Consider the following 24,240-nt stretch of genomic DNA (forward strand, 5'->3'; position numbering starts at 1 on the left):
CGAGTACTTTTTTTGCAATATTGGTTATCTTCAACCTATCTGTATCATCGAGAATTTCCAATTTTTTGTTCCTTCTCTGGTCGGAACATATCCAGTTAACCTCCTTTAAGTATATGACAGTGAATAGCAAACAAATGGTGCTTGTTATTTGTTAAATATTCCATTATACTTACTATTTGTAAGCTTATATCACATATTGAAAGGAAGATTCATCATGGTTAAATATGGTGTTATTATTGGTTCTCTTCGGAAGAATTCATACTCAAAAGGGATCGCTGAAGCGATAGTGGCTGGACTGCCAAAAGGATCAGAGACAAGTTATCTGAATATTGCAGATCTGCCATTATATAACCAGGATTTTGATGCCGATTCGCCCAAATCCTACGTTGATTTCCGTCAGCAGGTAGCTGATCAAGATGCTTTTATTTTTGTCACTCCTGAGTACAATCGCAGTATCCCTGCGGCCTTGAAAAATGCTTTAGACGTTGCTTCGCGACCTTGGGGACAAAGTGTATGGGCTGGTAAACCAGCTTTGGTCGCTTCACAATCTATTTCTGGTATTTCGGCCGTTTTGGCGAATCATGTGCTTCGGCAATCGCTTGTTTTCTTGGATATGCCCACTATGGCTCAGCCGGAATTATATATTGGTCATAGCGATCAATTATCAGATGAAACAGGACGTGTTACGAATAAGGGCACGCAAACTTTCTTAGCTGATGCGGCCAAGAAATTCGATGAATTTGCTAAAAAAAATATCTGATACTATCGTGTAGATAAATCGTTAAAATATTCAGTGAGCACTTGCATGCAAGAAATTGTCAAATGATGTTTACTTCGTTAGAGAATAGGAGATTTTGAGAATGGTCAAATTAACTGAAGAGATGAAAAAAATGCTGGCTAGTCAGTTACCCTTTTTAGCCACTGCTGACAAACATGGCAATCCGCAAGTCGGTCCGAAAGGTTCCTTACATGTTTTAGACGATGATCATTTGATTTATTTTGAACATACTTTTAGACAAGCCTATGAAAATCTTGCCGAGAATGGGCGTGCTGCGGTTGCGGTTGCGGATCGTCCGGCACAAAAAGGTTTTCGATTCGAAGGTCTGGCACATATTCACGACAGCGATGATTACGCGACAAAAATTTTAGGCCAGACGAAGATTTTTGAGCGTTTTCCTCGTGCTGCAGTTGTGGTAATCGACATTAAGCATATTTACAAGTTGGATAATAATTTAGAAGCGGGCACGCTGCTGCAGTGATTTTTTGTTGGGAAAATCCGATCATATTAAAGAATTGAGCCTCAAAAGCTCTTTTTTTATTCGATTTTTTTTGAAACCGTTAAATCATTGTTAAAGTGATTATGTAGTTATTTTTGCTGCCAAGATCATCGCCATTGACGCAATTATTGAAGGAGAAATAATGGAACTTAACGAAGCAAAAAAAAATATCAGTGATATGCAAAGCCGGATCGACGGTTTTAGGGGGTCGCTTTGACCTTGATGCCTTAGATGCATCGATCGCTGAAAATGAAGATCAAATGAGCCAGCCTGATTTTTGGAATGATAATGAAGCGGCTCAAAAAGTAATTGACGAAACCAATGTTTTAAAAACGCGACGGGATTCGTTTCTCAGCCTAGATAAACAAGTCCAGGATCTGACCGCTTTGACTGAATTATTGTCTGAGGAAGATGATCCGGAAATGCATGAAGAGCTAGATAGCGGCATTGAGAAAACGGAAAAAAATCTTCAATCTTATAATTTGCAGCAACTGCTGACTGGCAAATATGATGCCAATAATGCCATTTTGGAAATTCATCCGGGCGAAGGCGGCACGGAGTCGACTGATTGGGCCAGCAATTTATACCGAATGTATACACGCTGGGGTCAATCACATGACTTTAAAGTCGAAGTTACTGACTATCAGGCTGGCGATGTTGCTGGAATTGATTCAGCAACTTTAAGAATCATCGGTCACAATGCTTATGGTTTTTTGCGAAGTGAAAAGGGTGTTCATCGTTTTGTCCGGATCAGCCCTTTTGATTCTGCCGGCCGCCGACACACGTCATTTGTTTCGATTGATGTGATGCCGGAGTTAGACGATGATGAAATTGAGATCGATATCAAACCAGCTGATATCAAAATGGATGTTTATCGTTCTGGCGGAGCTGGTGGGCAAAACGTCAATAAAGTTTCAACCGCTGTTCGCTTAACACATATTCCAACTGGTATCGTGGTGGCTTCACAGGTCGAAAGGACCCAATATGGTAACCGTGATATTGCGATGAAGATGCTGAAAGCCAAGCTTTATGAAAGAGAAGAACAAAAGCGTGAAGAAGAGCATGCAAAGCTGGCTGGGAATAAATTAGACGTTGCTTGGGGCTCTCAAATTCGTTCCTATGTTTTTCAGCCTTATCGCATGGTTAAGGATCTTCGCTCCGGATATGAGACGGGAGATACCGACGGCGTTATGGATGGTGATCTGGATCCATTCATCAATGCCTATCTGCAGTGGCAATTATCTCAAAAGAATCCTGACTAGTTTTGATCAGCCTCATTTATTTGAGGCTTTTTTATGGTATCTTTTAGATGCGGCGATATAAGTCCCGCACATGAAAATTGAATATTAATAAGACACGAGGAGTTTCATAATTATGAAGAAATGGTTAGTGAGTTTACTTGCGTTGGTTGCTATTAGCGGTGCGTCCTTGACGAGCGTTAATCATGGTACAAGCGCCTTCGCAGCTTCTAAGTCAAAGTTGACTGGGAAAGTCTTAGCTGTTGGTTCAACAGCACTTCAACCTCTCGCCGAGCAAGTCGGTGAGCGTTTTTCAAGTGCATATCCTTCAGTGCAGGTTACTGTACAGGGTGGCGGATCTGGTGCCGGCTTAACGCAAGTTCAGGCTGGTTCGGTTCAAATAGGTAATTCTGATGTTTTTGCTGAAGAAAAGGACGGCATTGATGCTAGTGTTTTAGTTGATCATAAGGTTGCAGTGGTTGGCATTGCGCCGGTTGTGAATACGGACGTTAGCGTAAAAAGTTTGACGAAGAGTCAGTTAAAAAAGATTTTCACCGGCAAAGTAACGAATTGGAATCAAGTCGGCGGAAAAAATGAGAAGATTGTTTTAATTAACCGTGCTGCTGGTTCTGGAACTAGAGCTGTTTTTGAAAAGGCTATTTTAGGCGATGCAACTGCAGCCACTGCTCAAGAGCAAGATTCTAATGGTACAGTGCAAAAAATGATTTCAACAACACCTGGTTCGATTTCTTACTTGGCTTTTGGCTACATTAAGGGTCAATCAGGTCTGAAGGCACTTAAGATCAAGAAAGTTTCACCAACGACAAAAAATGTTGAGAAAAACGCTTGGCCGATTTGGGGTTATGAACATATGTATACCAAAGGCAAGGCTAAAGGCGCTACAAAAGCATTTATTGCTTATTTCCACAAATCAAGTGTAAAAAGTTTGATTAAAAAACTTGGTTATATTCCTTTGGCAGGTATGAAGGTTGATAGAACTGCTAGCGGTGTTGTGACTAAAAAGTAATTTTTATCTATCCGGGCAATTGCCCCGGAGTACATATTATGAGAAAAAATTTAACGAGAATTGGCATAATTTTAATAGCGGTTTTGGCACTTTACTATGGTTCAACTCATCGTAGTTTAACGAGCAATGTGGTTGGGTCGACTCAGGCTAAAACGAAGAATATTTTGATAGTTGGTTCAACGGCTCTCCAGCCTTTAGCAGAGAGAGCAGGGTCAGAATATGAAAAAATTAATAAAGAGACCTCAATTACAGTTCAAGGAGGCGGCTCGGGTGCTGGACTAACTCAGGTACAAGCGGGTTCTGTTCAAATCGGCAGTTCTGATATTTTTGCTGAACAGCAGAGCAGTATTCAGGCAGCCAAGCTGAGTGACCATCGAGTAGCTGTGGTTGGGATCGCACCAGTGACGAACAAAGATGTGACGATCAAGAATCTTTCTATGGACCAGTTAAGAAAAATTTTTACTGGTGAGGTCAAAAATTGGCGGGATCTAGGTGGTCCTGATTTAGCGATTACGGTTGTGAACCGATCTAGCGGTTCGGGAACTCGGACAGTTTTTGAAAAATCGGTCCTAGCAGGACAAACAGCACTTCATGCTCAAGAACAAGACAGTAATGGTACTGTTCAAAAAATCGTGGCTTCAGCACCTGGCTCGATCTCTTACTTATCTTTCGGTTATATCACCGGAGCGAACTTGAACACAATTAGCATTGATCATGTTAAGCCGACTCAATCGAATGTTGAAACGAATAAGTGGAAAATATGGGGCTATGAACACATGTATACCCATGGCAAAGCTGAAGGCGAAACCGCAAAGTTCATTAAATATTTTCAGTCTAAAAAAATACAGAGTGGTATTGTGAAAAAACTTGGTTATATTCCTTTAGCTGGTATGCAGGTGACGAAGAATTCCCAAGGAAAGGTCTCAGGCAAGTAATATGACAAGAAGACATAACAAGAATAGTCAGGATCCCATTCGAAATTCATTGCTGCAAAAATCAATTTCTGCCAAGAAAGATGAATTTGGCCGTAGTTTGAGTTTGTCAGCTTTAATTCTGATCGGTGTTGTTGTTTTCTCGATTTTCTTCTTTGTTTTGAGTCGTGGATTGATGACCTTTACGTTAGATCATATCAATCCCTTTAACTTTATTTTTGGCACAGTTTGGAATCCGACTTCGCCTGATGCAAATGGCAACTTACAATTTGGTGCTATGCCGATGATCGTTGGATCTTTTCTGGTCACGTTGTTAAGTGCGCTAGTGGCAACGCCTTTTGCCATTGCGACGTCATTATTTATGGTTGAAATTCAGCCTAACTGGGGCAAAAAAATTATGCAGCCAGTCGTTGAATTGTTAGTTGGCATCCCATCGGTCGTTTATGGTTTTATTGGTTTGACAGTCGTAGTGCCGTTTTTGAGAAACATTTTTGGTGGCTCGGGCTTTGGCATATTAGCAGGAACGATCGTCCTATTTGTCATGATTTTGCCAACGATCACATCCTTGACGATCGACGCTTTAAAAAATGTCCCGAACCACTATCGTGAATCTGCTTTAGCAATTGGCGCGACACGTTGGCAAATGATTTATAAGGTTATTTTGAGAGCCGCGACCCCAGGTATCTTAACGGCTATTGTCTTTGGTATGGCACGGGCTTTTGGTGAGGCTTTAGCGGTCCAGATGGTTGTTGGAAATGCTGCGATCATGCCGAACGGTTTGATGAGTTCAGCGGCAACGCTGACGTCAGTTCTTACTCAAGGCATTGGCAATACGGCTGACGGTTCAGTTCAAAATGATGTTTTGTGGACGTTAGCGATGCTGCTATTGATCATGTCGCTATTCTTTAATCTGATTATTGGCCTGATAGGTAAACAGACCAATATTTCTAAGGGGAAACGCTAATGAATCCAAAAGTCACGAATAAAATTGCGATTGGAACTATTTATTTCATTTCTGCCATTGTGGTTTTGATTTTAGCTGCCTTGCTGATTTCGATACTTGGACAAGGACTTCCAAATGTTAGCTGGCATTTCTTGACCAGCCACTCTTCTTCATTTGAAGCTGGCGGCGGCATTGCTGATCAATTATTCAATTCCTTTTACCTGCTGATCGTTTCAATGCTGCTTTCTTTGCCAATTGCACTGGGTTCTGCTATTTATCTGAATGAATTTGCTGATCCAAAATCAGAATTCATTGCTATTTTTCGTTCAGCGATTGAAGTTTTAAGTTCGCTGCCATCTGTCGTTGTTGGCTTATTTGGCTTTTTGCTCTTTGTTTTGAAGTTTCACATGGGCTTTTCTGTTTTATCCGGTGCCATTGCACTCACATTTTTTAACTTACCATTACTGACACGTTCGATTGAAAATTCGCTGGCTGCGATTCCAAATTTGCAGAGACAAGCTGGGCTCGCGTTGGGGCTTTCAAAATGGGAAACAACGGAAAAGGTAATTTTTCCAGCGGCTGTCCCCTCAATTGTAACGGGGGTCGTTTTGGCTGCCGGACGTGTGTTTGGCGAAGCTGCTGCTTTGCTATTTACGTCTGGACAGTCTGCACCTCAATTAAATTGGTACGATTGGAATCCAATGAATTCAAACAGTCCTTTGAATTTGATGCGGCCAGCAGAAACCCTAGCTGTGCATATTTGGAAAGTTAATTCCGAAGGAACGATGCCGGATGCCGCTAAAATTTCAGCAGGTGCTTCGGCTGTTTTGATCGTGATGGTGCTGCTCTTCAATTTATCAGCTCGTTACTTCGGCAATAAGCTATATAAAAAGATGACCTCGGGAACGGAAAAATAATGGTAAAGCTTAAAAAACAAACTGAATTTGTCAAGGATATTAAAAGTATCATCACGCTGGATAATCCCGATACCTATATTTCACAGCCGGATCCTGCCAAACATGAAATTGCTTTGAAAACTGAAAATGTTTCTGTTTTTTATGGCTATAATGAGGCGATCAAACCAGCTAACCTGTTTTTTGAACGTTTTAAAATTACAAGTTTGATTGGCGCTTCAGGTTCGGGTAAGTCAACTTTCCTGCGTTCTTTGAATCGTATGAATGATGGCGTTGCTGAAGTTAAGGGCAAAATTATGTATCGCGGATTGGATCTTAATTCACCTGATGTTGATGTCTATGAAGTACGTCGACATATCGGTATGGTGTTTCAAATGCCAAATCCTTTCGCTAAGTCGGTCTATCGCAATATCACTTTTGCTTTGACTCAGCGGAAGAAATACACTAAAGAACAGTTAGACGAAATTGTCGAGTCTTCGCTGAGGCAGGCAGCTTTGTGGGACCAATTAAAAGATGATCTCAATAAATCAGCATTGGAATTGTCCGGTGGGCAGGCGCAAAGATTAGTCATTGCTAGAGCCTTAGCCTTAAAACCAGATATTTTATTGATGGATGAACCAACCAGTGCCTTGGATCCTAAATCCACGATGCAGATCGAAGAGACAATGATGGAATTAAAGAAACAATATACGATCATCATTGTGACGCACAATATGCAGCAGGCCGCTCGTATTGGCGATTACACAGCTTTCTTTCATTTGGGGAAAATTATCGAATATGATTTGACAAGAAAAATTTTTACGCGGCCAAAAGTGAAGTTGACTGATGACTATGTTTCGGGGAATTTTGGCTAATGGCGGACGAGAAATATTTGTTAACAACTGAAAACGTTAATCTGTTTTATAGTGGCAAACAGGCTTTGTTTGATATTAGCCTTTATTTTCCAAAAAATGGTATTACGGCGTTGATCGGACCGTCAGGTTCGGGAAAATCAACTTATTTGCGTGCTCTGAATCGTATGCATGACCTGACACCAAACGTCAAAGTAGAAGGAAAATTTTTGTTCCATGGTGTTGATATGTATGCTGACAATGTTGATTTAGTCGATCTGCGTAAACGCATCGGCATGGTTTTCCAGCAGCCGACACCTTTTCCTTTTAGTATTTATGAAAATGTGGCTTTTGGATTAAGACTAGGGCACAAGGTTCCAAAACACGACTTGAATGAAGCCGTGGAAAAAGCTTTACGACAAGCCGGTGTTTGGGAAGAAGTCAAGGACCGTTTGGACATGAATGCATTGGGTTTGTCTGGCGGCCAGCAGCAACGTGTCAGTGTGGCACGTGTTTTAGCGACCAAACCGGACATTTTGCTACTAGATGAACCGACTAGCGCGCTGGATCCGATTTCTAGCCGTGTGGTTGAGGATTCACTTTTAGATCTGCGTGATGAATACTGTCTGATTATCGTGACACATAATATGCAGCAAGCGGCGCGTATCAGCCAGACGACGGCTTTTTTCAATGATGGTCGTTTAGTTGAGGTAGGCAAAACGCGTGATATTTTCTTAAATCCGAAAGAAAAAGAGACACAGGACTACGTTAGTGGTAAATTTGGATAAAAATGATAGCAGGGAGATGATAAAATGAGCAGAATCTTTGACATTGAAATGGAAGATCTGGACGATCAATTCCGCAGCATGGGCAAAATGGTGGCACGAACAATTGATAAATCAGTTGTCGCTTTTATGGCTCATGATACAAAAGCAGCTGAGGAAATCGTTAATCGTGATCACGAGATCAACGAAAGGGAAGCTGCCATTGAGAAGAAGACTTTTGAAATGATCGCTTTATATCAACCAGTTACAACTGATCTGAGAGAAGTTGTCACGATTTTGAAGGCGGTTTCCGTGTTAGAAAGAATGGGAGATTACGCAAGAGATATTGCATACTCGACGATCAGAATCCATCATCGGCAAAATGGTGATCGTAGAATGCCGGAAATTGAACGAAAAATTTCTGAAATGGGGCTGATGGCGACACGAACTTTTGATGAAATTTTGGACGCTTATGTTTCTGATTCAATTGACGATGCGCAAAAGGTTGCCCAACATTCGGAACAGGTGGGACGACTATCAACAGTTATCCGCAAGGATATCTTGGTGTCTATGAAAGATGACGCTGATACCATTGATGCTGGTGCTGATTATCTAGTTGTTGTTGGCTATTTAAAACGGACAGCCGATCATGCGACGGACATTGCTGAATGGCTGGTTTATAAGCGCAGCGGCAAAATTGTGGAATTGAATCCAGGTTCGTCAAGCTTTATTTAAGGAGCTGAAATGAGTTTTATTTATAAATTAATTGTCAACACTTTAATTTTCGTTGTGTTTCATTATCTATTGCCAAACGGTTTGACAGTCAAGGATTGGACCTCGGCAATCGTAGCAGCCGTTGTTCTAGCGCTATTAAATACTTTTTTGAAACCACTCCTGCATTTTATTTCCTTACCGATCACTTTTATCAGCTTGGGATTGTTTAGTATTGTTATTAATATGATCGTTTTGGCTGTTGACGATAGTTTAGTGTCAGGCATCACGATTCATGGTTGGGGCTGGGTATTTATTTTGAGTTTAATTTTTAGTTTTGCTCAAAGCTGGCTCACGAGCGCAGAAAGGTAAAAAAATGGACGGACAAAGAAAAGTAACGGTCAAAGATTTAGTTGAAAATACAGCTTTAAGAGTTGTGTGGGGAGAAGATCATTTAGACCGACTGATCAAAGTTCCGGATATTGCACGTCCGGGTCTGCAGTTAACTGGTTTTTTGAATTATTTTGAAGCAGATCGTGTTCAGTTGTATGGTGTTAATGAGATCGAGTACGCTAAAACGATGACACACGAACAAAAGCAATTTGTTTTAAAAAAAATGTCTCGAAGTACAACACCGGCCTTTGTAGTATCGACCAATCTTGATATTCCGGCTGAATTGATCGAAGCGGCTAAGGAAACAAATATTCCTGTTTTAACTAGTTCCTTGACATCATCACGTCTATTGTCAAATATGACTTATTATTTAGGCGCTCAATTATCGGAGCGGAAAACTGTTCATGGTGTTTTGATCGATATTAATGGCATTGGTGTTTTATTGACTGGTGATCCTGGTGTTGGTAAAACAGAAGCGGCTCTGGAACTGATCCAACAAGGCAAGGCACGCCTTATTGCCGATGACCGTGTTGATATCTATGCTGAGGATGAACAGCGTTTGGTTGGCGCGCCATCGGAGGTTTTGGCTAACCTCATGGAAGTGCGCGGTATTGGCATTATTGATGTTTTGCAAACATATGGGGCTGCGTCAATTCGCGATCATACGACGATCGTCTTGAACATTGACTTAAAACGTTCAAATGAAAAAGTCCAAAATTTCGACCGCCTCGGTGATGCGGGTGCCAGCCTGGAAATTCTCGGTATCGAAATTCCGAAAATGGCATTACCGGTAACTTCTGGTCGTAACACAGCTAGCGTTATTGATGCGGCTGCCTTAAAATATCGGACTGATCGTATGGGATTTGATGCACTTGCGACTTTGGAAAAACGCCAGACGGCTCTCATTAAGGAAAATGAAATTCATGACCAAACAAATAAGTAAAATCGCTGTTTTAGGTGCTGGTTCTTGGGGAACGGCATTGGCCTCCACACTTTCCGGCAACGGCAATCAAGTTATACTTTGGGGCCACAATCAAAAGGACGTTGATGATATTAATCATCAGCATTTGAATCAGCATTATTTGCAGCAGTCGCTATTGGATAATAAGCTCAAAGCTACCACGGATTTGAAAGAAGCTTTGGCTGCTGCCGAGATCGTTTTGTTCGTAGTTCCTACAACGGCAATACGCGAAGTTGCGGCCAAAGTCAATCAGCTGTTGCCCAGCTTGGATAAGACGGTCATTTTTGGTCACGCGGTCAAAGGCATTGAGGTTAATTCTAATAAACGCATTAGTCAAATGATCGTGGAAGAGATTCCGACATTGCGTGAACGTGATTTGTTTTTTATTTCGGGACCCTCACACGCTGAATCAGTGATAAAAAAAGCAATTACACTGGTTGCAGTGGCAAGTGCTAATCAGCAGTATGCTAAACAAATTCAAACAGCTTTATCAAATTCTTTTTTTCGTGTTTACACGAATGCCGATTTAGTCGGCAGCGAATATGCTGCTGCTTTAAAAAATGTTTTAGCAATTGCCGGCGGCATCATCAAGGGTTTGAATATGACTGACAATACGCAAGCTGCATTAGTCACACGGGGCTTAGCTGAAATGCGTCGCCTTGGTGTGGCTTTGGGCGGTCAACCTGAAACATTTGACGGTCTCGCTGGTTTGGGCGATCTGATCGTAACGGCCATGTCAGCTAATTCGCGTAATTTTCGAGCTGGATTAGCTTTAGCGGCTGGAAGAAATATTCAGCAGATTCAAAAAGAAATGGGTATGGTCATCGAGGGTGTTAAAACAGCCAAGGCTGTTGATCAATTGTCAAGAAAAAACAAAGTTTCTATGCCGATTAGTGAAAATGTCTACAAAATTCTATATGAAAATGAGAAAATAGAAGACGCAGTCGCTGTTCTTATGAGTCGGCCGCTGATTTCGGAGGAATGATTTCAATGGTACAAAAAGTTAAAAAAGCAATTATCCCGGCTGCTGGACTGGGGACTCGGTTTTTGCCTGCGACGAAAGCTTTAGCTAAAGAGATGCTGCCTATTGTGGATACACCGACAATTCAGTTAATTGTTGAAGAAGCCATTAAGTCAGGAATTGAAGATATTGTGATCGTTGATGGCAAATCTAAGCGGTCAATCGAAGACCATTTTGATTCCAATACTGAATTAGAAGATAATCTATCAGCTAAGGGCAAAGACAAACTTTTAAAACTTGTCCAAGATACAACTGATTTGAATATTTATTTCATTCGGCAGTCGCATCCGCGCGGTTTGGGTGATGCAGTTTTAAAAGCGAAGTCTTTCATTGGCGACGAACCATTCGTTGTCATGCTTGGGGATGATCTCGCAACAGACGAAGTACCTTTGACCAAACAACTGATCGATCGTTACAATGAAACTGAACAATCCACCTTAGCAGTGATGCAGGTACCGCACGAAGAGACCTCTAGTTATGGTGTGATCGATCCTGCTAAAGAAATCAAACCAGGTCTGTTTGAAGTTAGAAATTTCGTTGAAAAGCCGCGTCCACAGGATGCGCCTTCAGATTTGGCGATCATTGGTCGTTATCTCTTTACGCCAACGATTTTTTCCATGCTGGAAAATACGATGCCAGGAAAGGGAAATGAAATTCAATTAACTGATGCGATCGAGGCTCTTAATCATCAAGAGCACGTTTATGCCCACCAATTTAATGGGAAACGTTATGATATTGGCTCAAAAATTGGTTTTTTGGAAACTAACATTGAGTTTGGTTTGAAACATCCAGATACAGGCGAGGCATTACGCAAGTATATTAAAGAACTCGCTCAGACTCTGTGAGCTTGTTAAAAGCAGGTATTCTCTCGTGGATACCTGATTACATATCCTGTTTGGTTCGATTGAGTGATATACTAACTAATAGTAAGTAGGAGCTATGATGACACAGAAATATGATGTCGTGATTATCGGAGCAGGTCCAGCTGGCATGACAGCTGCAACTTATGCCAGTCGAGCAAATTTATCAGTTTTAATGATTGATAAAGGCATATATGGCGGTCAAATGAATGATACAGCCGAGGTTGAAAATTATCCAGCCTTTGATTCGATCTTAGGACCTGATTTAGCGGAAAAAATGTATGCCAGTTCAACACGTTTTGGCGCTGAATATGTTTTTGGTGAGGTTCAAGATGTCATTGATCATGGGAATACCAAGACGGTTGTCACAGATGATGAGACATATGAAGCAAAAGTGATCGTGATTGCCAGCGGTGCGACACATCGCCATATCGGCGTGCTCGGTGAAGACAAGTATTCAGGCCGCGGTGTTTCCTATTGCGCAGTATGTGATGGTGCTTTTTTTAAAAATGAAGATGTAGCAGTCATTGGCGGTGGCGACTCTGCGATCGAGGAGGCAATTTATTTAGCGAATTTAGCCAAACATGTGACGATCATTCACCGCCGGGATACGTTAAGGGCTTCTAAAATTGCTCAGAAACGTGCTTTTTCGACTAAAAATATTGATTTTTCTTGGAATAAGCAAACAGAGGCCATTGTTGGTGATGACGAAAAAGTAACCGCTGTTAAAGTTTTGGACACTAAGGAAAATCAAGAGTCGATCGTACCAGCTAGCGGCATTTTTGTTTATGTGGGTATCACGCCTAATACACAAGGGCTAAATAAACTAGGTGTTTTAGACGACCAGGGCTGGGTGGAGACAGACGAGAGTATGCAGACGAAAGTGCCCGGCGTCTTTGCAGTTGGCGATGTTAGAAAGGATTCAATTCGCCAAATCGCAGCTGCGGTCGGTGATGGTGCCGTTGCTGGTAAACTTTTATTTGATTATATTCAGACTCTCTCTGACTCACAAGTAGAAGCCTGATATAATCGTATTTAGCATGAAAATTCAGGTTATTTCTTTTGGCTATAAATATGAACATATTCCGCGATCTTCAATGCTTTTTGACTTGCGTTTTTTAAGCAACCCATATTGGGATCCAAAAATGCGGACGATGACCGGGCTTGATCAGAAAGTTTCTGATTATGTCATGGCTGCCGATGGTGCTGAAAACTTTTATCAGAATTATAAAAAAACGATCGAACAGGTCTTACCGCTAGCTATTAAAAAAGAGGCGGCTGGCGGCGACATTGATTCTGACATGACGATCGTTTTTGGTTGTACAGGTGGTCAGCACCGATCAGTTGCTTTTGCTCAGCGGCTTGGATTAGATTTAATTAAAGAGGGCTATGATGTCACGATTCAGCATCGTGATTTGAAAACATCCTTGGTTCGCGAACTAAAAAAAGACAAGCAGGAGGCCAAATCATGACAACTTCAAAAAAAAGAAATATTGTCGTGATCGGCGGCGGTTCTGGTTTACCAGTTATTTTACGTCCCTTGCGTGACTGTAATGTTGAGGTAACCGCTATTGTGACAGTTGCTGATGACGGCGGTTCGTCCGGAGTGATCCGAAACTTCATGAATATTGTGCCGCCTGGAGATATTAGAAATGCACTGGTTTCGCTATCCTTGCTGCCTGAGGATTTTTTAAAGATTTTCCAGTATCGTTTTGATTCATCCGATGAGTTCTTTCAGAACCATGCATTAGGCAACTTGATTATTGCCGCTATGACTGAAATGTCTGGCGATATTTTTGGTGCCGTCCAAAAACTGGGCCGCTATATGATGATCTCTGGCAAAGTGTATCCTGTTGCCAATGTTCCTTTGGTGCTGCATGCTGATTTTACAGATGGTACGATTGGTTCGGGCGAACACGAAATTACAATGGCGCACAAGGTCATTGAAAGATTGTCGATCACGACTGAGGCTGGTCAACAGCCCGAACCGACCTCGGAAGTTCTTTTTGCGATCGATCATGCCGATATGATTGTCTTTGGTCCGGGCTCGCTTTATACATCGATACTACCGAATTTAGTTATTCCGATCGTTGGCAGAGCCGTGCACCAGAGTAATGCGAAAAAGGTTTATATCGCTAACATCATGACACAAAAAGGCGAAACAGATCATTATACGGATGCCAGTCATATTAAGGCGATCTATCATAATGTTTCTGATCATCTACTGGATTATGTGCTGACTAATACAGCGATCGTTCCTGAAGATTACATTGATTTTCAAAAATGGAATGAGATTTCGACACAGGTCAAAGTCGACACAAGTGAAGATAAAAAACTTGGCGTTGTGCCGATCACGGGTGACTTTTTAAAGCTACGCGATCAAGGCGCTTTCCATGATGGTGAAAAAATTGCTAAAGAACTGTTGGAAATATTAGATAATAAAATCTAATGACTTATACGCAGCAGGTAAAAAAAGAACTGTCAATATTGCCGATCAACTTAAAGACATCAAAGTCTGAGTTATCGGCAATTTTGCGTTTAAACGGTATTTATCATTTAGGCAATGCTAATGGAAACACATTAGAGGTCCAGACCCAAAATCCGGCTAGTGCTCGTCGGACTTATCAACTGTTGGCACAAACTTATGAAACCGATATTCAGACGAATATTGAACGAGGCGGTTCGGTTAAAATTTTTGGTTTGCATCGATATGGCATTATTACGATGCATAAGGCTGACGAGATCCTGCTTGATTTACAGCTGGATCCTTTTTCAATCACCCATCATGTACCGAGTGTCTTTTTGAATTCTCAGGCCAAACAGCAGGCTTTTTTACGGGCTGCCTTTTTGTCGACGGGTTCTGTTAATGCACCACGTTCGAAGGATTATCATTTAGAGATCGCTTCTTCTGATGACGATTTGATTCAGCAAATTATGCTGATCATGAATAATCGTCATTTTAATCTTGGTGCGAAAATTGCTGAGCGGCGGAACAAAAAAATTATTTATTTGAAAACTGGCGAGCGTATCTCGGATTTTTTGTCGATCATTCAGGCGACTAGTGCCATGCTGGCATTTGAGGATGCTCGCATTATGTCGGACATGCGAAATTCAGCTAATCGTTTGGCCAACGCTGACAATGCTAATGTAACGCGTATGACTGAAGCAGCCGAAAAACAATATGAAGCCATGAATTTTCTGCGCAGTATTCATCAATTAGAAACAATGCCGGACAAATTGAAAATTGTGGGTGAACTGAGACTCCAGTATCCAGAAGCTAGTTTAAGTGATCTTGCTGAACTGGTTGAAAATCAAGAATTAACTAAATCCGGTATTAATCATCGTATGCGAAAATTGATGCAGATCGCTAAAGAACTGCGTGCTACAAAAGTTTGACCTTTCTTGACCATTGAACTATAATTACCTTATCAAATTTAAGGAGGCGCAATATGTGGCCTGGAGTTATTGAACAAACTGCAAATGGACGAGAGAGTTATGACCTTCCCAGTCGTCTTTTAAAGGATCGAATTATTTTGGTTCAAGGCGAAGTTGAAGATCAAATGGCAACCAGTATCGTTGCTCAATTATTATTCTTGGATGCTCAAGATCCAAATAAAGACATTTATATGTATACAAATACACCTGGTGGATCTGTCACAGCTGGTATGGCGATCGTCGATACGATGAATTTTATTAGATCTGATGTTCAGACAATCGTCATGGGAATGGCTGCTTCAATGGGTACGATCATTGCTTCATCAGGTACAAAGGGCAAGCGCTTTATGTTACCGAATGCTGAATATCTTATCCATCAACCGATGGGCGGTGCCGGTGCTGGTACGCAGCAGACTGATATGTCGATCATCGCCGAACAATTGCTGAAAACACGAAATAAGCTGAATCATATTTTAATGGTTAATTCTGGTCAAAAGTTAGAAAAAATTCAAGAGGACACTGAACGTGATCATTGGATGGATGCTCAGGAAACATTGGATTACGGACTGATTGATAAGATCTTAGTTAATAAAGATAAGACCGATAAAAATGATAAGAAGAAGTAATTTGTAGAGAGCCCTTTGGGCTTTTTTTATTGCACATTTGTAATAGTTCACGTTTGTAATTGTTTTACATAAGTGATATAATAATAAGCGAAAGGAGGTCCCAATGGAAATCGATATAAAAGCCTACCTAGTAGACCACAATTTGACGATTTATCAGGTCGCTAAGGCGGGTGGGTATGGTTACACGACAATTCACAAGTCTTTTAACAAACCACAGTCTGAGGCGACAAGTTTGAACTTGAGGGATCTCGATGCTTTAGCTCAAGCAACTGAGTCTAGCATGTGGGAAGTTTTAAAAGAATTGGAAACCAATTATTTAGAAGATTAATTAGGAGGATTCAATTTATGGCAACAAATAATTTTGATAACAACGATCCATTCAATTCAATGGATGATATTTTTAATAATTTGATGGGTAGAATGAATGGCATTAATTCTGATTCTCGTTATTTGATCAATGGTCAAGAGGTGAGCCCAGAAGACTTCGCCAGCTATCGGCAGACTGGCAAGATGCCGATCAACGACCAGTTTCAAGAAGTCGGTCCACAATCTGCAGCTGTTGCTGATCGTCCGCAGGCAGCCCAAAAAGCGGGTATTTTGGAAAAACTCGGTCGCAATTTGACTGAAGAGGCGCGTCAGGGGAAACTTGATCCAGTTATCGGTCGTAATAAAGAAATTCAAGAAACTGCTGAGATCTTAAGTCGACGGACGAAAAATAATCCTGTCCTAGTTGGCGATGCTGGTGTCGGAAAAACGGCAGTTGTTGAAGGTCTGGCTCAAGCAATTGTCAGCGGCCATGTACCGGCGGCGATCAAAGGCAAGGAAATTTATTCGATTGATATTTCAGCTTTAGAGGCTGGTACACAGTATCGCGGCAGTTTTGAAGAAAATATTCAGAAATTGATCAGTGAAGTCAAGAGTGCTGGCAACGTGATTTTATTCTTTGATGAAATTCATCAGATTTTGGGTGCTGGCAGCACGGGTGATGAATCCGGCTCTAAAGGTCTGGCTGATATTTTAAAACCAGCTTTGAGCCGCGGTGAGGTCTCGGTGATTGGCGCTACAACGCAAGATGAGTACCGTAATACAATTATGAAAAATGCTGCTTTGGCACGCCGCTTTAACGAAGTGACGGTTAACGCGCCAAGTCCTGAAGATACGCTGGAAATTTTAAAGGGTGTTCGTGCACTTTACGAGCAGCACCATCATGTTAAATTTCCAGATGCAACACTCAAGGCAGCAGTTGATTATGCGGTGCAATATATTCCTCAGCGGTCATTGCCAGATAAAGCGATTGATTTGGTTGATATGACTGCCGCACACTTGTCGGCTCAGCATCCGGTTACTGATAAAGTAAGTCTGGAAAAGGACCTGAAAAAAGCTCAGGGCAAACAAGATCGTGCAGTTGCACAAGAAGATTTTGAAAAGGCGGCTGAAGCGAAAAAGCAAGTTGGCAAACTTGAAAGCCAATTAAAAAACGTATCCAAAAAAAGTAATCAAGAAGACGTTATTGTGAGGCCCAACGATATTGCTGAATCTGTCGAGCGTTTGACTGGTATTCCAGTTGCTAAGATGGGTGCCAATGATATTGAACGGCTGAAAGGTATTTCTGATCGTTTGAAGGGCAAAGTAATCGGTCAAGATGAAGCGGTCGAAGCTGTGGCTCGAGCGGTACGCCGCAATAGGGCTGGCTTTGATGAGGGCAACCGTCCAATTGGCAGTTTCCTATTTGTCGGTCCGACCGGTGTTGGTAAAACAGAATTAGCTAAACAATTAGCTTTAGATATGTTCGGTTCTAAAGATGCGATCATTCGTTTGGATATGTCTGAATATGCTGATTTAACAGCTGTTTCTAAATTAGTAGGTACTTCGGCCGGCTATGTCGGTTATGAAGATAATCAAAATACTTTAACAGAAAAAGTTCGCCGCAACCCGTATTCGATCGTCTTGCTAGATGAGATCGAAAAGGCAAATCCGCAGGTGCTAACACTGCTTTTGCAAATCTTGGATGATGGTCGTTTGACTGATGGCCAGGGTAATGTGGTTAATTTCAAAAATACAGTTGTGATCGCCACTTCAAATGCTGGTTTTGGCAATGAAAAACTAACTGCTAGTCAGCATCGAGATGATTCGATCATTGATCGTTTGTCAGCCTATTTCCGTCCAGAATTCTTAAATCGTTTCAACGCGATCGTTGAATTTAGTCATTTAAGCAAAAAAGATCTGAAACAGATCGTGGAGCTAATGCTGACCGAAGTAGATCAGACCTTGGCTAAAAAGGATCTGACACTCAAGCTGACACCAGCAGCTAAAAATTACTTGATCGAACAAGGTTACGATGAAGCGATGGGTGCGCGTCCGCTAAGGCGTGTGATCGAACAGCAGATTCGTGACAAGGTGACTGATTTTTATCTGGATCATCTTGATGTCAAAGATTTGAAAGCAGATCTTAAAGATGGCAGTATCGAAATTACTAAAAGGTAAAAAAATATCCTCAGCGGCCAAATACTGCTGGGGATATTTTTTAATTCACAAAGAGTTGTACGGCTAGCGGTTCGGGATTCTCGAAATGCTCGTCAGGTTTTTCAATTCTTCTGAACAGCAGACCAATCAAAGCATCAGCGATTTCCGGGATCGGCTGCACGATCGTGGCAACATCCGTCAAATAATGGCGGATAAAATCCGTACCATCATAACCGATGATCGGGACTTCGTTAAAGTTATTTTCCTTAATAATTTTTTTGATCAGCAGAGCCGTCGTATCGTTATTTGCAAAAATACCATCGAACTTTTGGCTGGCAAGCAGGGACCGCAACTCTTCGGCCTTTTCTGATTCTGTAAATTGCGAGTCGGGGAAAGCGAACTGTTGCGATTGGATGCCTGCTTGTTTTATGGCTTTTTCAGCGCCGACAGCTCGCCAGGAAGTCGGCGAGTCTGAATCGTCTTCATCGGTGATGATCGCGATTTTCTTAGCGCCCTGTTTGACTAAATAATCAACAGCTAATGTGCCGCCTTGATAATTATTTGATGACACGATCGGAATTTCTTCAGATAGAAAGCGATCAAACGAGACGATCGGCATATTCACGTCCTTGTATTCTTCGATGCCTAGGTTATGGGAGCCTGTGATAATGCCTTCGACCATATTGGCAGCCAGCATACCCAAATAACGGCGCTCGGCTTCAACATTATTGGCTGAACTAGCAATGATGATTTTATAACCCTTAGCCGAAAGTTTGACCTCCAGTTCATTTGCCAGTTCTGAGAAAAAAGGATTGGCGATCGTTGGAAAAATTAAACCGATAAATTTTGATGACTTTCCTTGTAATGAGCGAGCCAAGGCATTTGGATGATAATTTAATGCTCTGATGGCTGCATATACTTTGTCATGTGTTTTTTTAGAAACATGCGGAAAATCATTTAAAACACGCGATACCGTTGTAATTGTGACACCCGCCGCTTTAGCGACGTCTTGCAATTTTGCTACCATAAATCTGATCCTCTTGTTACATTTTAACAATTTTTGTATGATTTGAAACGTTTAACAGAAAAAAATTTGTTTCCGTGACACGAATTTACGCGAACAAATAAAAAAACAGATCAAAATCTGTTTTTCCATGAGTTGAATTGTTTAAAATAACTGTAATTTTTTATCCATATGTGTGAAAGGTTCGCAGCCGTTTGCAGTCACATGAATACAGTCTTCGATCCTCACGCCAAGATCGCCAGGGATATAAACGCCGGGTTCGAGACTGAAACACATACCTGGTTCGAGTATCAAATCATTGCCTTGCATGATAGACGGATATTCATGTTCAGACATACCCATGCCATGACCGAGACGATGAATGAAGTATTGGCCATAACCGGCTTTTGTAATGATGTCACGAGCGATCTTATCTAAAGAAGCTGCCGTAATACCGGGTTTTACAGCCGCTTGAGCAGCTAATTGGGCTTCTAAAACGACTTGATGAACTTCTCGCATATGATCAGTCGGTTTGCCTAAAGCAACTGTTCGACTTGCATCAGAAATGTAGCCCTGATAAACGGTTCCTAAATCAAATAGGACCAGAGAATTATCTTTTAAAGGCAAGTCGGATGTTTCGCCATGAGGATCAGCAGCATGTTCGGCTGTCTGGACCAAGGTAGCAAAAGACATTTCTGGGACGTTGCGGTTTTTAGTGGCAAATTCCAATTCGGCCGCTACTTGTAATTCTGTTTTACCAACTTTTAGTGCTTTAAAACCAGCAGCAAAAGCTAAATCGGCATCATGACCGGCCTGCACTAATTTTTGGATTTCGTCAGTATCTTTGATCAAACGCTGATGTTCTACGATCGGCGTCAAATTGAAACTATAATCGGCGTCCGGGAAAGCAGCTACAAGGCGATTAAAGCGAGCCAAAGTCAAATTGCCTTGTTCAGTAGCTATTTTTTTTGGATTAGCTTGTCGTTTTTTAATGTGGCTATAAATCATGGATAAACCGTCCTCGTTATCCTGATAACCATAAAGGTCAAAAGGCCAGCCGACCGATTTGACAACTTGCACTTCTAGCGCTGGTGCAAAAATAAAGGGATCCTGATCAGCGAAAATGATCATGGCCAGAATTCTTTCATAAGGATTGGAACCGAAGCCGGTTAAATATTGAATTGTTTTAAAATCAGAAATATAAGCAAGATCGATCTGTTTGTTGATCAAAGTTTGTTGTAATTTATTGAGTCTTGTTTGATTGAATTTCACCATAAATTGAGTATAGTTCAAACAACTTTTGTAGAATGAGGTTATGACAAAATTATTGTTACTGCAAAAACTCAAAAATGATGATTTAAAAGAAGTTCGTGACAATTTTCCGGATTTGGAATTGCTGACAGCAGATCAGATGACTGACGATCTTGTTGATCAAATTGAAATTCTGTACGGTCAATTTTCGAAGGGGCAGGGTCTGGATCCTTGGTTTGAAAAATTGGTTCATGGCGGAAAATCTTTGAAATGGATTCAAATGATTTCCGCTGGAATAGACTTCCTGCCGCTTGCAGAATTAGCGAAAAGAGGCGTGATCGTTTCCAATATGAGTGGTCTTCATTCTGAAGCTATCTCGGAAAATGTGTTAGCTTATATGTTGATTTTCAACCGTGGCTTGAAAAAAGCACTGGAAAATCAAGCTAAACAAGTTTGGGATCTTGGCCTGACAGGTATTAAACAATTGCAGAACAAGAAGATTGTTATTTTTGGAACTGGTGCAATTGGTTCGGCTGTTGCAAAAATTTTGCAAGGCTTCGATGTGACGGTTATTGGCGTTAATCGGCATGGTACTGAGCTGCCTTATTTTCAGCAAGTGATTACGCATAGCCAACTGGATCAAGTCGCGGACGCTGATTATTTGATCAGTGATATGCCTTTAACCGATATGACTCGTGGTTACTTTGACAGCAGTTTCTTCCACTTATTTAAAAATAAGCCGATTTTTATCAATGTCGGCCGCGGCCCTAGCGTTGTTGAAAAAGACTTGATCAGTGCGTTAAAAGATGAGACGTTGTCGGCCGCTGCTTTGGATGTTGTTGAACATGAGCCTTTAGATGCTGATTCGCCGCTTTGGCAAATGGAAAACGTGATCATTACACCGCATTCATCGGCTTTGATCGAACATTATTATAAAAAATCCTACCAGATTTTCGGACCGAATTTGAAAAGTTACTTGACGACTGGCAAATTAGCTATTAATCAGGTGAGCTTGAAAGAAGGTTATTAATGAAACACGAAACAAAAATTCTTCATTTAAAAAACGGCTACGATATTTGGTCAGCTTCTTTTGGTAATCCTGATGCGCCGATCAAGCTGTTGGCTTTGCATGGTGGACCTGGCGGTACTTCTAAAGAATTTTGGCCTTGGGCTGAGAACTTTCAGAAATATACCGGTTTAGATGTTCAGGTTTTTACCTATGACCAGCTTGGCTCATTTTGGTCAGAAGCACCCGATTGGACAAAGCAGGAAAACGTTGATAAATATTTAAACTACCAGTATTATCTTGATGAACTGGAAGAAGTTCGTTCGTTAATGGGCTTGGATCACTTTTATCTGCTTGGCCATTCTTGGGGCGGCGTCTTGACTTATGAATATAGCTTGGCTCATCCCGAGCATTTGAAGGGTTCGATCGTCTACTCCATGACTGATAATATCCAAGATTATGTCACATCAGTTAATCAGGAACGCTTGGATCTGCTAGGCAAAGACGAAGTTGATTATATGAAGTCGGTTGAAGCCAAAGCCGATTTTATTGATCCGCGTTATCATCGTGATGTTAATCGTCTGTATAGGGAAAACATTGAACGAACTGCGACTTATGATCCGGATGCCGGACCTGATTTGTTGGCCACTGATGTTTATAATCATTTTCAAGGCAACAACGAATTTGTCGTGACAGGTATTTTAAAGGATTGGAATATTCGGCCGCAGCTGCATAATATTAAAATTCCAATGCTGCTAACGACTGGTGAAAAAGATACAATGCCGGTTTGGTCCATGCAGGAGACTGCTAAAGCGATCCCGGGTGCTGAATTGTTTGTCAACACAGATGGCGGGCATCATCATGCCGTTGATCACCCAGAAGCCTTTTATGAAAATTTAACTGCTTTTTTAAAACGTGTTCAAGCAGCACAATAATATTTCAGGATCCCTTTTGCGGGTCTTTTTTAATATCGTTATAATCTTCTTATGTATGATTTTCTAACTGGTATCATTAAAACGATTGCCGTTAATTATATTGGTATTGATGTCAATGGGGTCGGTTTTCGTGTGTTTACACCTAATCCTTACGAATATGAGCAAGGCGACCAGACGATTATTTTCACAGAACAGATCGTGCGGGACAATGAAATTAGTCTTTATGGCTTTAAAAAGGTTGAAGATCGTAACTTGTTTAAAAAATTATTAAATGTTTCTGGGATCGGTCCGAAATCCGCCTTAGCGATTATTGCTGGTGGCGATCGTGACGGTCTTGTCGCTGCGGTGGAAAATGGTCAAGCGGCTTATCTGACTAAGTTTCCCGGTATTGGCAGTAAAACGGCTCAACAAATCGTCTTGGATCTGAAAGGAAAACTAGGCGATTTCACGAAAGATAGTCCTTTGCCAAATGAGTTATTAGCTAATTCAGCGGCGTTAGATGACGCTTTAGCTGCCTTGATCGCATTGGGTTTTTCTGCTAAAGATGTTTTCAAAATTGGCAAAAAATTAGCTGATGCAGGCCAATTGAAAACGGACGCCTATATTCAAAAAGGACTTAAACTATTAACTAAATGAGTGATGACAAAGACAAAATTTTAGATGCGCAGTCGACTGCAGCTGATACTGATGCCGAATTGACGCTGCGGCCCAAATTTTTGGCCGATTATATTGGCCAAAAACAGATCAAAGATCAATTATCCGTGTATCTACAGGCCGCTAAACAGCGTAATGAAGCACTGGATCACGTGCTGCTTTTTGGGCCTCCTGGTTTAGGCAAGACGACCTTAGCTGTTGTGATCGCTAACGAAATGGGTGCCGATATTAAGACCACTTCAGGCCCGGCGATCGAAAAAGCTGGTGATCTAGTGGCACTGTTAAATGAATTATCAGCTGGTGATATTTTATTTATTGATGAAATTCACCGTTTGCCAAAATCGGTCGAGGAAGTGCTGTATTCAGCCATGGAAGATTTTTACGTTGACATCGTTGTCGGCCAAGGTGAAACAGCCCATGCGATCCATTTTCCATTGCCGCCTTTTACCTTGATCGGTGCAACGACGCGTGCCGGCATGCTATCAGCACCATTGCGTGATCGTTTTGGTATTGTTGAGCATATGCGTTTTTACCCAGTCAGTGATTTGAAACTAATCGCTGAGCGCTCAGCCGACATTTTTGATATGTCAATCGCCGAATCTGGCGCAGTTGAGCTAGCTTTGCGTTCTCGCGGTACACCAAGAATCGTTAATCGTTTGTTGAAAAGAGTGCGTGATTTTGCGCAAGTCGATGGTAAACAGACTATTGATGAAATAGCGGTCAATGGTGCTTTAAATAAATTACAAGTTGATGATCGTGGTCTGGATGAAAACGATTTAAAGTATTTGGATACGCTGATTCATCAATATAAAGGCGGTCCAGCTGGCGTCAATGCTTTGGCCTCTAATATTGGTGAAGATGCCGAAACAGTTGAAGAAATGATCGAACCGTATCTGCTGCAGATCGGTTTCATACAGCGTACACCACGAGGCCGCCAAGCAACTGCAGAAGCGTATGCCCACCTGCACATTCCTTATCAGACCGGACTGGCCTAGT

27 protein-coding genes are annotated in these 24,240 nt (G+C 41.5%); 25 read left to right on the forward strand and 2 right to left on the reverse strand.

Annotated elements, in window-relative coordinates; translation table 11 throughout:
* Positions 1-214 precede the first annotated feature (214 nt).
* The 21 genes from DLJ48_RS05330 (at position 215) to DLJ48_RS05430 (ending at position 18,416) form a co-directional block, all read left to right on the forward strand.
* Positions 215-760 carry an NADPH-dependent FMN reductase gene (locus DLJ48_RS05330; protein WP_128686468.1) on the forward strand — a complete coding sequence of 182 codons (546 nt, stop codon included), beginning with the start codon at positions 215-217 and terminating at the stop codon, positions 758-760.
* 100 nt (positions 761-860) lie between these two features.
* Positions 861-1,259 carry a pyridoxamine 5'-phosphate oxidase family protein gene (locus tag DLJ48_RS05335; protein WP_128686469.1) on the forward strand — a complete coding sequence of 133 codons (399 nt, stop codon included), beginning with the start codon at positions 861-863 and terminating at the stop codon, positions 1,257-1,259.
* Between the two features lie 160 nt (positions 1,260-1,419).
* Positions 1,420-2,539 (forward strand): peptide chain release factor 2 gene (gene prfB, locus DLJ48_RS05340; RefSeq protein WP_128686470.1). Its coding sequence is split into 2 segments (ribosomal slippage): positions 1,420-1,491 and positions 1,493-2,539, totalling 1,119 coding nucleotides; the frame shifts between segments, so codons are not numbered across the junction.
* Positions 2,540-2,651: 112 nt separating this feature from the next.
* Positions 2,652-3,542 (forward strand): phosphate ABC transporter substrate-binding protein, encoded by an 891-nt coding sequence (locus DLJ48_RS05345; RefSeq protein ID WP_128686471.1) that lies wholly within the window; start codon positions 2,652-2,654, stop codon positions 3,540-3,542.
* Between the two features lie 38 nt (positions 3,543-3,580).
* A complete protein-coding gene (locus DLJ48_RS05350; RefSeq protein WP_128686472.1) occupies positions 3,581-4,477 on the forward strand; it encodes a phosphate ABC transporter substrate-binding protein in 897 nt (298 codons plus the stop codon).
* A 1-nt stretch (position 4,478) separates the two neighbouring features.
* Positions 4,479-5,438, forward strand: a complete 960-nt coding sequence (gene pstC, locus DLJ48_RS05355) for a phosphate ABC transporter permease subunit PstC (protein ID WP_128686473.1) — start codon at positions 4,479-4,481, stop codon at positions 5,436-5,438.
* A complete protein-coding gene (gene pstA / locus DLJ48_RS05360) occupies positions 5,438-6,334 on the forward strand; it encodes a phosphate ABC transporter permease PstA (RefSeq protein ID WP_128686474.1) in 897 nt (298 codons plus the stop codon). Before pstC ends, pstA begins: the two co-directional genes overlap by 1 nt.
* Positions 6,334-7,185: a phosphate ABC transporter ATP-binding protein PstB gene (pstB, locus tag DLJ48_RS05365; RefSeq protein ID WP_128686475.1), complete on the forward strand. Its 852-nt coding sequence runs from the start codon at positions 6,334-6,336 to the stop codon at positions 7,183-7,185. Before pstA ends, pstB (DLJ48_RS05365) begins: the two co-directional genes overlap by 1 nt.
* On the forward strand, positions 7,185-7,949 hold the full coding sequence (gene pstB, locus DLJ48_RS05370; RefSeq protein WP_128686476.1) for a phosphate ABC transporter ATP-binding protein PstB: 765 nt from the start codon (positions 7,185-7,187) through the stop codon (positions 7,947-7,949). The genes pstB (DLJ48_RS05365) and pstB (DLJ48_RS05370) overlap by 1 nt, the downstream gene beginning before the upstream one ends.
* Positions 7,950-7,973: 24 nt before the next feature.
* A complete protein-coding gene (phoU, locus tag DLJ48_RS05375; protein ID WP_128686477.1) occupies positions 7,974-8,660 on the forward strand; it encodes a phosphate signaling complex protein PhoU in 687 nt (228 codons plus the stop codon).
* Positions 8,661-8,669: 9 nt separating this feature from the next.
* On the forward strand, positions 8,670-9,008 hold the full coding sequence (locus DLJ48_RS05380; RefSeq protein ID WP_128686478.1) for a phage holin family protein: 339 nt from the start codon (positions 8,670-8,672) through the stop codon (positions 9,006-9,008).
* A 4-nt stretch (positions 9,009-9,012) separates the two neighbouring features.
* Positions 9,013-9,972 (forward strand): HPr(Ser) kinase/phosphatase, encoded by a 960-nt coding sequence (gene hprK, locus DLJ48_RS05385; RefSeq protein WP_128686479.1) that lies wholly within the window; start codon positions 9,013-9,015, stop codon positions 9,970-9,972.
* Positions 9,953-10,975 carry an NAD(P)H-dependent glycerol-3-phosphate dehydrogenase gene (locus tag DLJ48_RS05390; protein WP_128686480.1) on the forward strand — a complete coding sequence of 341 codons (1,023 nt, stop codon included), beginning with the start codon at positions 9,953-9,955 and terminating at the stop codon, positions 10,973-10,975. The genes hprK and DLJ48_RS05390 overlap by 20 nt, the downstream gene beginning before the upstream one ends.
* A 5-nt stretch (positions 10,976-10,980) precedes the next feature.
* Positions 10,981-11,856: a UTP--glucose-1-phosphate uridylyltransferase GalU gene (galU, locus tag DLJ48_RS05395; RefSeq protein WP_128686481.1), complete on the forward strand. Its 876-nt coding sequence runs from the start codon at positions 10,981-10,983 to the stop codon at positions 11,854-11,856.
* 97 nt (positions 11,857-11,953) lie between these two features.
* On the forward strand, positions 11,954-12,895 hold the full coding sequence (gene trxB / locus DLJ48_RS05400; protein ID WP_128687092.1) for a thioredoxin-disulfide reductase: 942 nt from the start codon (positions 11,954-11,956) through the stop codon (positions 12,893-12,895).
* Positions 12,896-12,911: 16 nt separating this feature from the next.
* The gene (locus DLJ48_RS05405) at positions 12,912-13,343 is read left to right on the forward strand and encodes a RapZ C-terminal domain-containing protein (protein WP_128686482.1); all 432 of its coding nucleotides are present in this window, start codon (positions 12,912-12,914) and stop codon (positions 13,341-13,343) included.
* Positions 13,340-14,320 carry a gluconeogenesis factor YvcK family protein gene (locus DLJ48_RS05410; RefSeq protein ID WP_128686483.1) on the forward strand — a complete coding sequence of 327 codons (981 nt, stop codon included), beginning with the start codon at positions 13,340-13,342 and terminating at the stop codon, positions 14,318-14,320. The genes DLJ48_RS05405 and DLJ48_RS05410 overlap by 4 nt, the downstream gene beginning before the upstream one ends.
* A complete protein-coding gene (gene whiA, locus DLJ48_RS05415) occupies positions 14,320-15,267 on the forward strand; it encodes a DNA-binding protein WhiA (protein WP_128686484.1) in 948 nt (315 codons plus the stop codon). The genes DLJ48_RS05410 and whiA overlap by 1 nt, the downstream gene beginning before the upstream one ends.
* A 53-nt stretch (positions 15,268-15,320) precedes the next feature.
* Positions 15,321-15,932 carry an ATP-dependent Clp protease proteolytic subunit gene (locus DLJ48_RS05420; protein ID WP_128686485.1) on the forward strand — a complete coding sequence of 204 codons (612 nt, stop codon included), beginning with the start codon at positions 15,321-15,323 and terminating at the stop codon, positions 15,930-15,932.
* Positions 15,933-16,035: 103 nt separating this feature from the next.
* Entirely contained in the window at positions 16,036-16,260 is a 225-nt protein-coding gene (locus DLJ48_RS05425; protein ID WP_128686486.1) for a transcriptional regulator, read from the forward strand.
* A 17-nt stretch (positions 16,261-16,277) separates the two neighbouring features.
* Entirely contained in the window at positions 16,278-18,416 is a 2,139-nt protein-coding gene (locus tag DLJ48_RS05430; protein WP_128686487.1) for an ATP-dependent Clp protease ATP-binding subunit, read from the forward strand.
* A gap of 40 nt (positions 18,417-18,456) precedes the next feature.
* Here the strand turns inward: DLJ48_RS05430 and DLJ48_RS05435 are convergent, their stop codons facing one another.
* Positions 18,457-19,422: a LacI family DNA-binding transcriptional regulator gene (locus DLJ48_RS05435; RefSeq protein WP_128686488.1), complete on the reverse strand. Its 966-nt coding sequence runs from the start codon at positions 19,420-19,422 to the stop codon at positions 18,457-18,459.
* A gap of 141 nt (positions 19,423-19,563) precedes the next feature.
* On the reverse strand, positions 19,564-20,673 hold the full coding sequence (locus DLJ48_RS05440) for a M24 family metallopeptidase (RefSeq protein WP_128686489.1): 1,110 nt from the start codon (positions 20,671-20,673) through the stop codon (positions 19,564-19,566).
* A 40-nt stretch (positions 20,674-20,713) separates the two neighbouring features.
* Here DLJ48_RS05440 and DLJ48_RS05445 point away from each other — a divergent pair, with 40 nt between their 5' ends.
* From DLJ48_RS05445 to ruvB, 4 genes are read left to right on the forward strand one after another with little or no spacing between them, the layout of a single operon-like run.
* Entirely contained in the window at positions 20,714-21,679 is a 966-nt protein-coding gene (locus DLJ48_RS05445) for a phosphoglycerate dehydrogenase (protein ID WP_128686490.1), read from the forward strand.
* Positions 21,679-22,590: a proline iminopeptidase-family hydrolase gene (locus tag DLJ48_RS05450; protein WP_128686491.1), complete on the forward strand. Its 912-nt coding sequence runs from the start codon at positions 21,679-21,681 to the stop codon at positions 22,588-22,590. Before DLJ48_RS05445 ends, DLJ48_RS05450 begins: the two co-directional genes overlap by 1 nt.
* A gap of 51 nt (positions 22,591-22,641) precedes the next feature.
* Positions 22,642-23,226, forward strand: a complete 585-nt coding sequence (gene ruvA / locus DLJ48_RS05455; RefSeq protein WP_128686492.1) for a Holliday junction branch migration protein RuvA — start codon at positions 22,642-22,644, stop codon at positions 23,224-23,226.
* Positions 23,223-24,239, forward strand: coding sequence for a Holliday junction branch migration DNA helicase RuvB (ruvB, locus tag DLJ48_RS05460; protein ID WP_128686493.1), 1,017 nt, complete (start codon positions 23,223-23,225; stop codon positions 24,237-24,239). Before ruvA ends, ruvB begins: the two co-directional genes overlap by 4 nt.
* Position 24,240: the final 1 nt, after the last annotated feature.

This window comes from Oenococcus sicerae, assembly GCF_004102045.2.
Taxonomy (GTDB): domain Bacteria; phylum Bacillota; class Bacilli; order Lactobacillales; family Lactobacillaceae; genus Oenococcus; species Oenococcus sicerae.

Coding starts and splice junctions, on each gene's coding strand:
- DLJ48_RS05350 (WP_128686472.1), top strand. CDS start 3,581: ATGAGAAAAAATTTAACGAGAATTGGCATAATTTTAATAGCGGTTTTG.
- ruvA (WP_128686492.1), top strand. CDS start 22,642: ATGTATGATTTTCTAACTGGTATCATTAAAACGATTGCCGTTAATTAT.
- DLJ48_RS05430 (WP_128686487.1), top strand. CDS start 16,278: ATGGCAACAAATAATTTTGATAACAACGATCCATTCAATTCAATGGAT.
- ruvB (WP_128686493.1), top strand. CDS start 23,223: ATGAGTGATGACAAAGACAAAATTTTAGATGCGCAGTCGACTGCAGCT.
- DLJ48_RS05425 (WP_128686486.1), top strand. CDS start 16,036: ATGGAAATCGATATAAAAGCCTACCTAGTAGACCACAATTTGACGATT.
- DLJ48_RS05390 (WP_128686480.1), top strand. CDS start 9,953: ATGACCAAACAAATAAGTAAAATCGCTGTTTTAGGTGCTGGTTCTTGG.
- pstB (WP_128686475.1), top strand. CDS start 6,334: ATGGTAAAGCTTAAAAAACAAACTGAATTTGTCAAGGATATTAAAAGT.
- DLJ48_RS05435 (WP_128686488.1), bottom strand. CDS start 19,422: ATGGTAGCAAAATTGCAAGACGTCGCTAAAGCGGCGGGTGTCACAATT.
- DLJ48_RS05440 (WP_128686489.1), bottom strand. CDS start 20,673: ATGGTGAAATTCAATCAAACAAGACTCAATAAATTACAACAAACTTTG.
- hprK (WP_128686479.1), top strand. CDS start 9,013: ATGGACGGACAAAGAAAAGTAACGGTCAAAGATTTAGTTGAAAATACA.
- DLJ48_RS05330 (WP_128686468.1), top strand. CDS start 215: ATGGTTAAATATGGTGTTATTATTGGTTCTCTTCGGAAGAATTCATAC.
- trxB (WP_128687092.1), top strand. CDS start 11,954: ATGACACAGAAATATGATGTCGTGATTATCGGAGCAGGTCCAGCTGGC.
- pstA (WP_128686474.1), top strand. CDS start 5,438: ATGAATCCAAAAGTCACGAATAAAATTGCGATTGGAACTATTTATTTC.
- DLJ48_RS05335 (WP_128686469.1), top strand. CDS start 861: ATGGTCAAATTAACTGAAGAGATGAAAAAAATGCTGGCTAGTCAGTTA.
- DLJ48_RS05345 (WP_128686471.1), top strand. CDS start 2,652: ATGAAGAAATGGTTAGTGAGTTTACTTGCGTTGGTTGCTATTAGCGGT.
- DLJ48_RS05450 (WP_128686491.1), top strand. CDS start 21,679: ATGAAACACGAAACAAAAATTCTTCATTTAAAAAACGGCTACGATATT.
- phoU (WP_128686477.1), top strand. CDS start 7,974: ATGAGCAGAATCTTTGACATTGAAATGGAAGATCTGGACGATCAATTC.
- whiA (WP_128686484.1), top strand. CDS start 14,320: ATGACTTATACGCAGCAGGTAAAAAAAGAACTGTCAATATTGCCGATC.
- DLJ48_RS05405 (WP_128686482.1), top strand. CDS start 12,912: ATGAAAATTCAGGTTATTTCTTTTGGCTATAAATATGAACATATTCCG.
- pstB (WP_128686476.1), top strand. CDS start 7,185: ATGGCGGACGAGAAATATTTGTTAACAACTGAAAACGTTAATCTGTTT.
- DLJ48_RS05410 (WP_128686483.1), top strand. CDS start 13,340: ATGACAACTTCAAAAAAAAGAAATATTGTCGTGATCGGCGGCGGTTCT.
- galU (WP_128686481.1), top strand. CDS start 10,981: ATGGTACAAAAAGTTAAAAAAGCAATTATCCCGGCTGCTGGACTGGGG.
- DLJ48_RS05380 (WP_128686478.1), top strand. CDS start 8,670: ATGAGTTTTATTTATAAATTAATTGTCAACACTTTAATTTTCGTTGTG.
- DLJ48_RS05445 (WP_128686490.1), top strand. CDS start 20,714: ATGACAAAATTATTGTTACTGCAAAAACTCAAAAATGATGATTTAAAA.
- DLJ48_RS05420 (WP_128686485.1), top strand. CDS start 15,321: ATGTGGCCTGGAGTTATTGAACAAACTGCAAATGGACGAGAGAGTTAT.
- pstC (WP_128686473.1), top strand. CDS start 4,479: ATGACAAGAAGACATAACAAGAATAGTCAGGATCCCATTCGAAATTCA.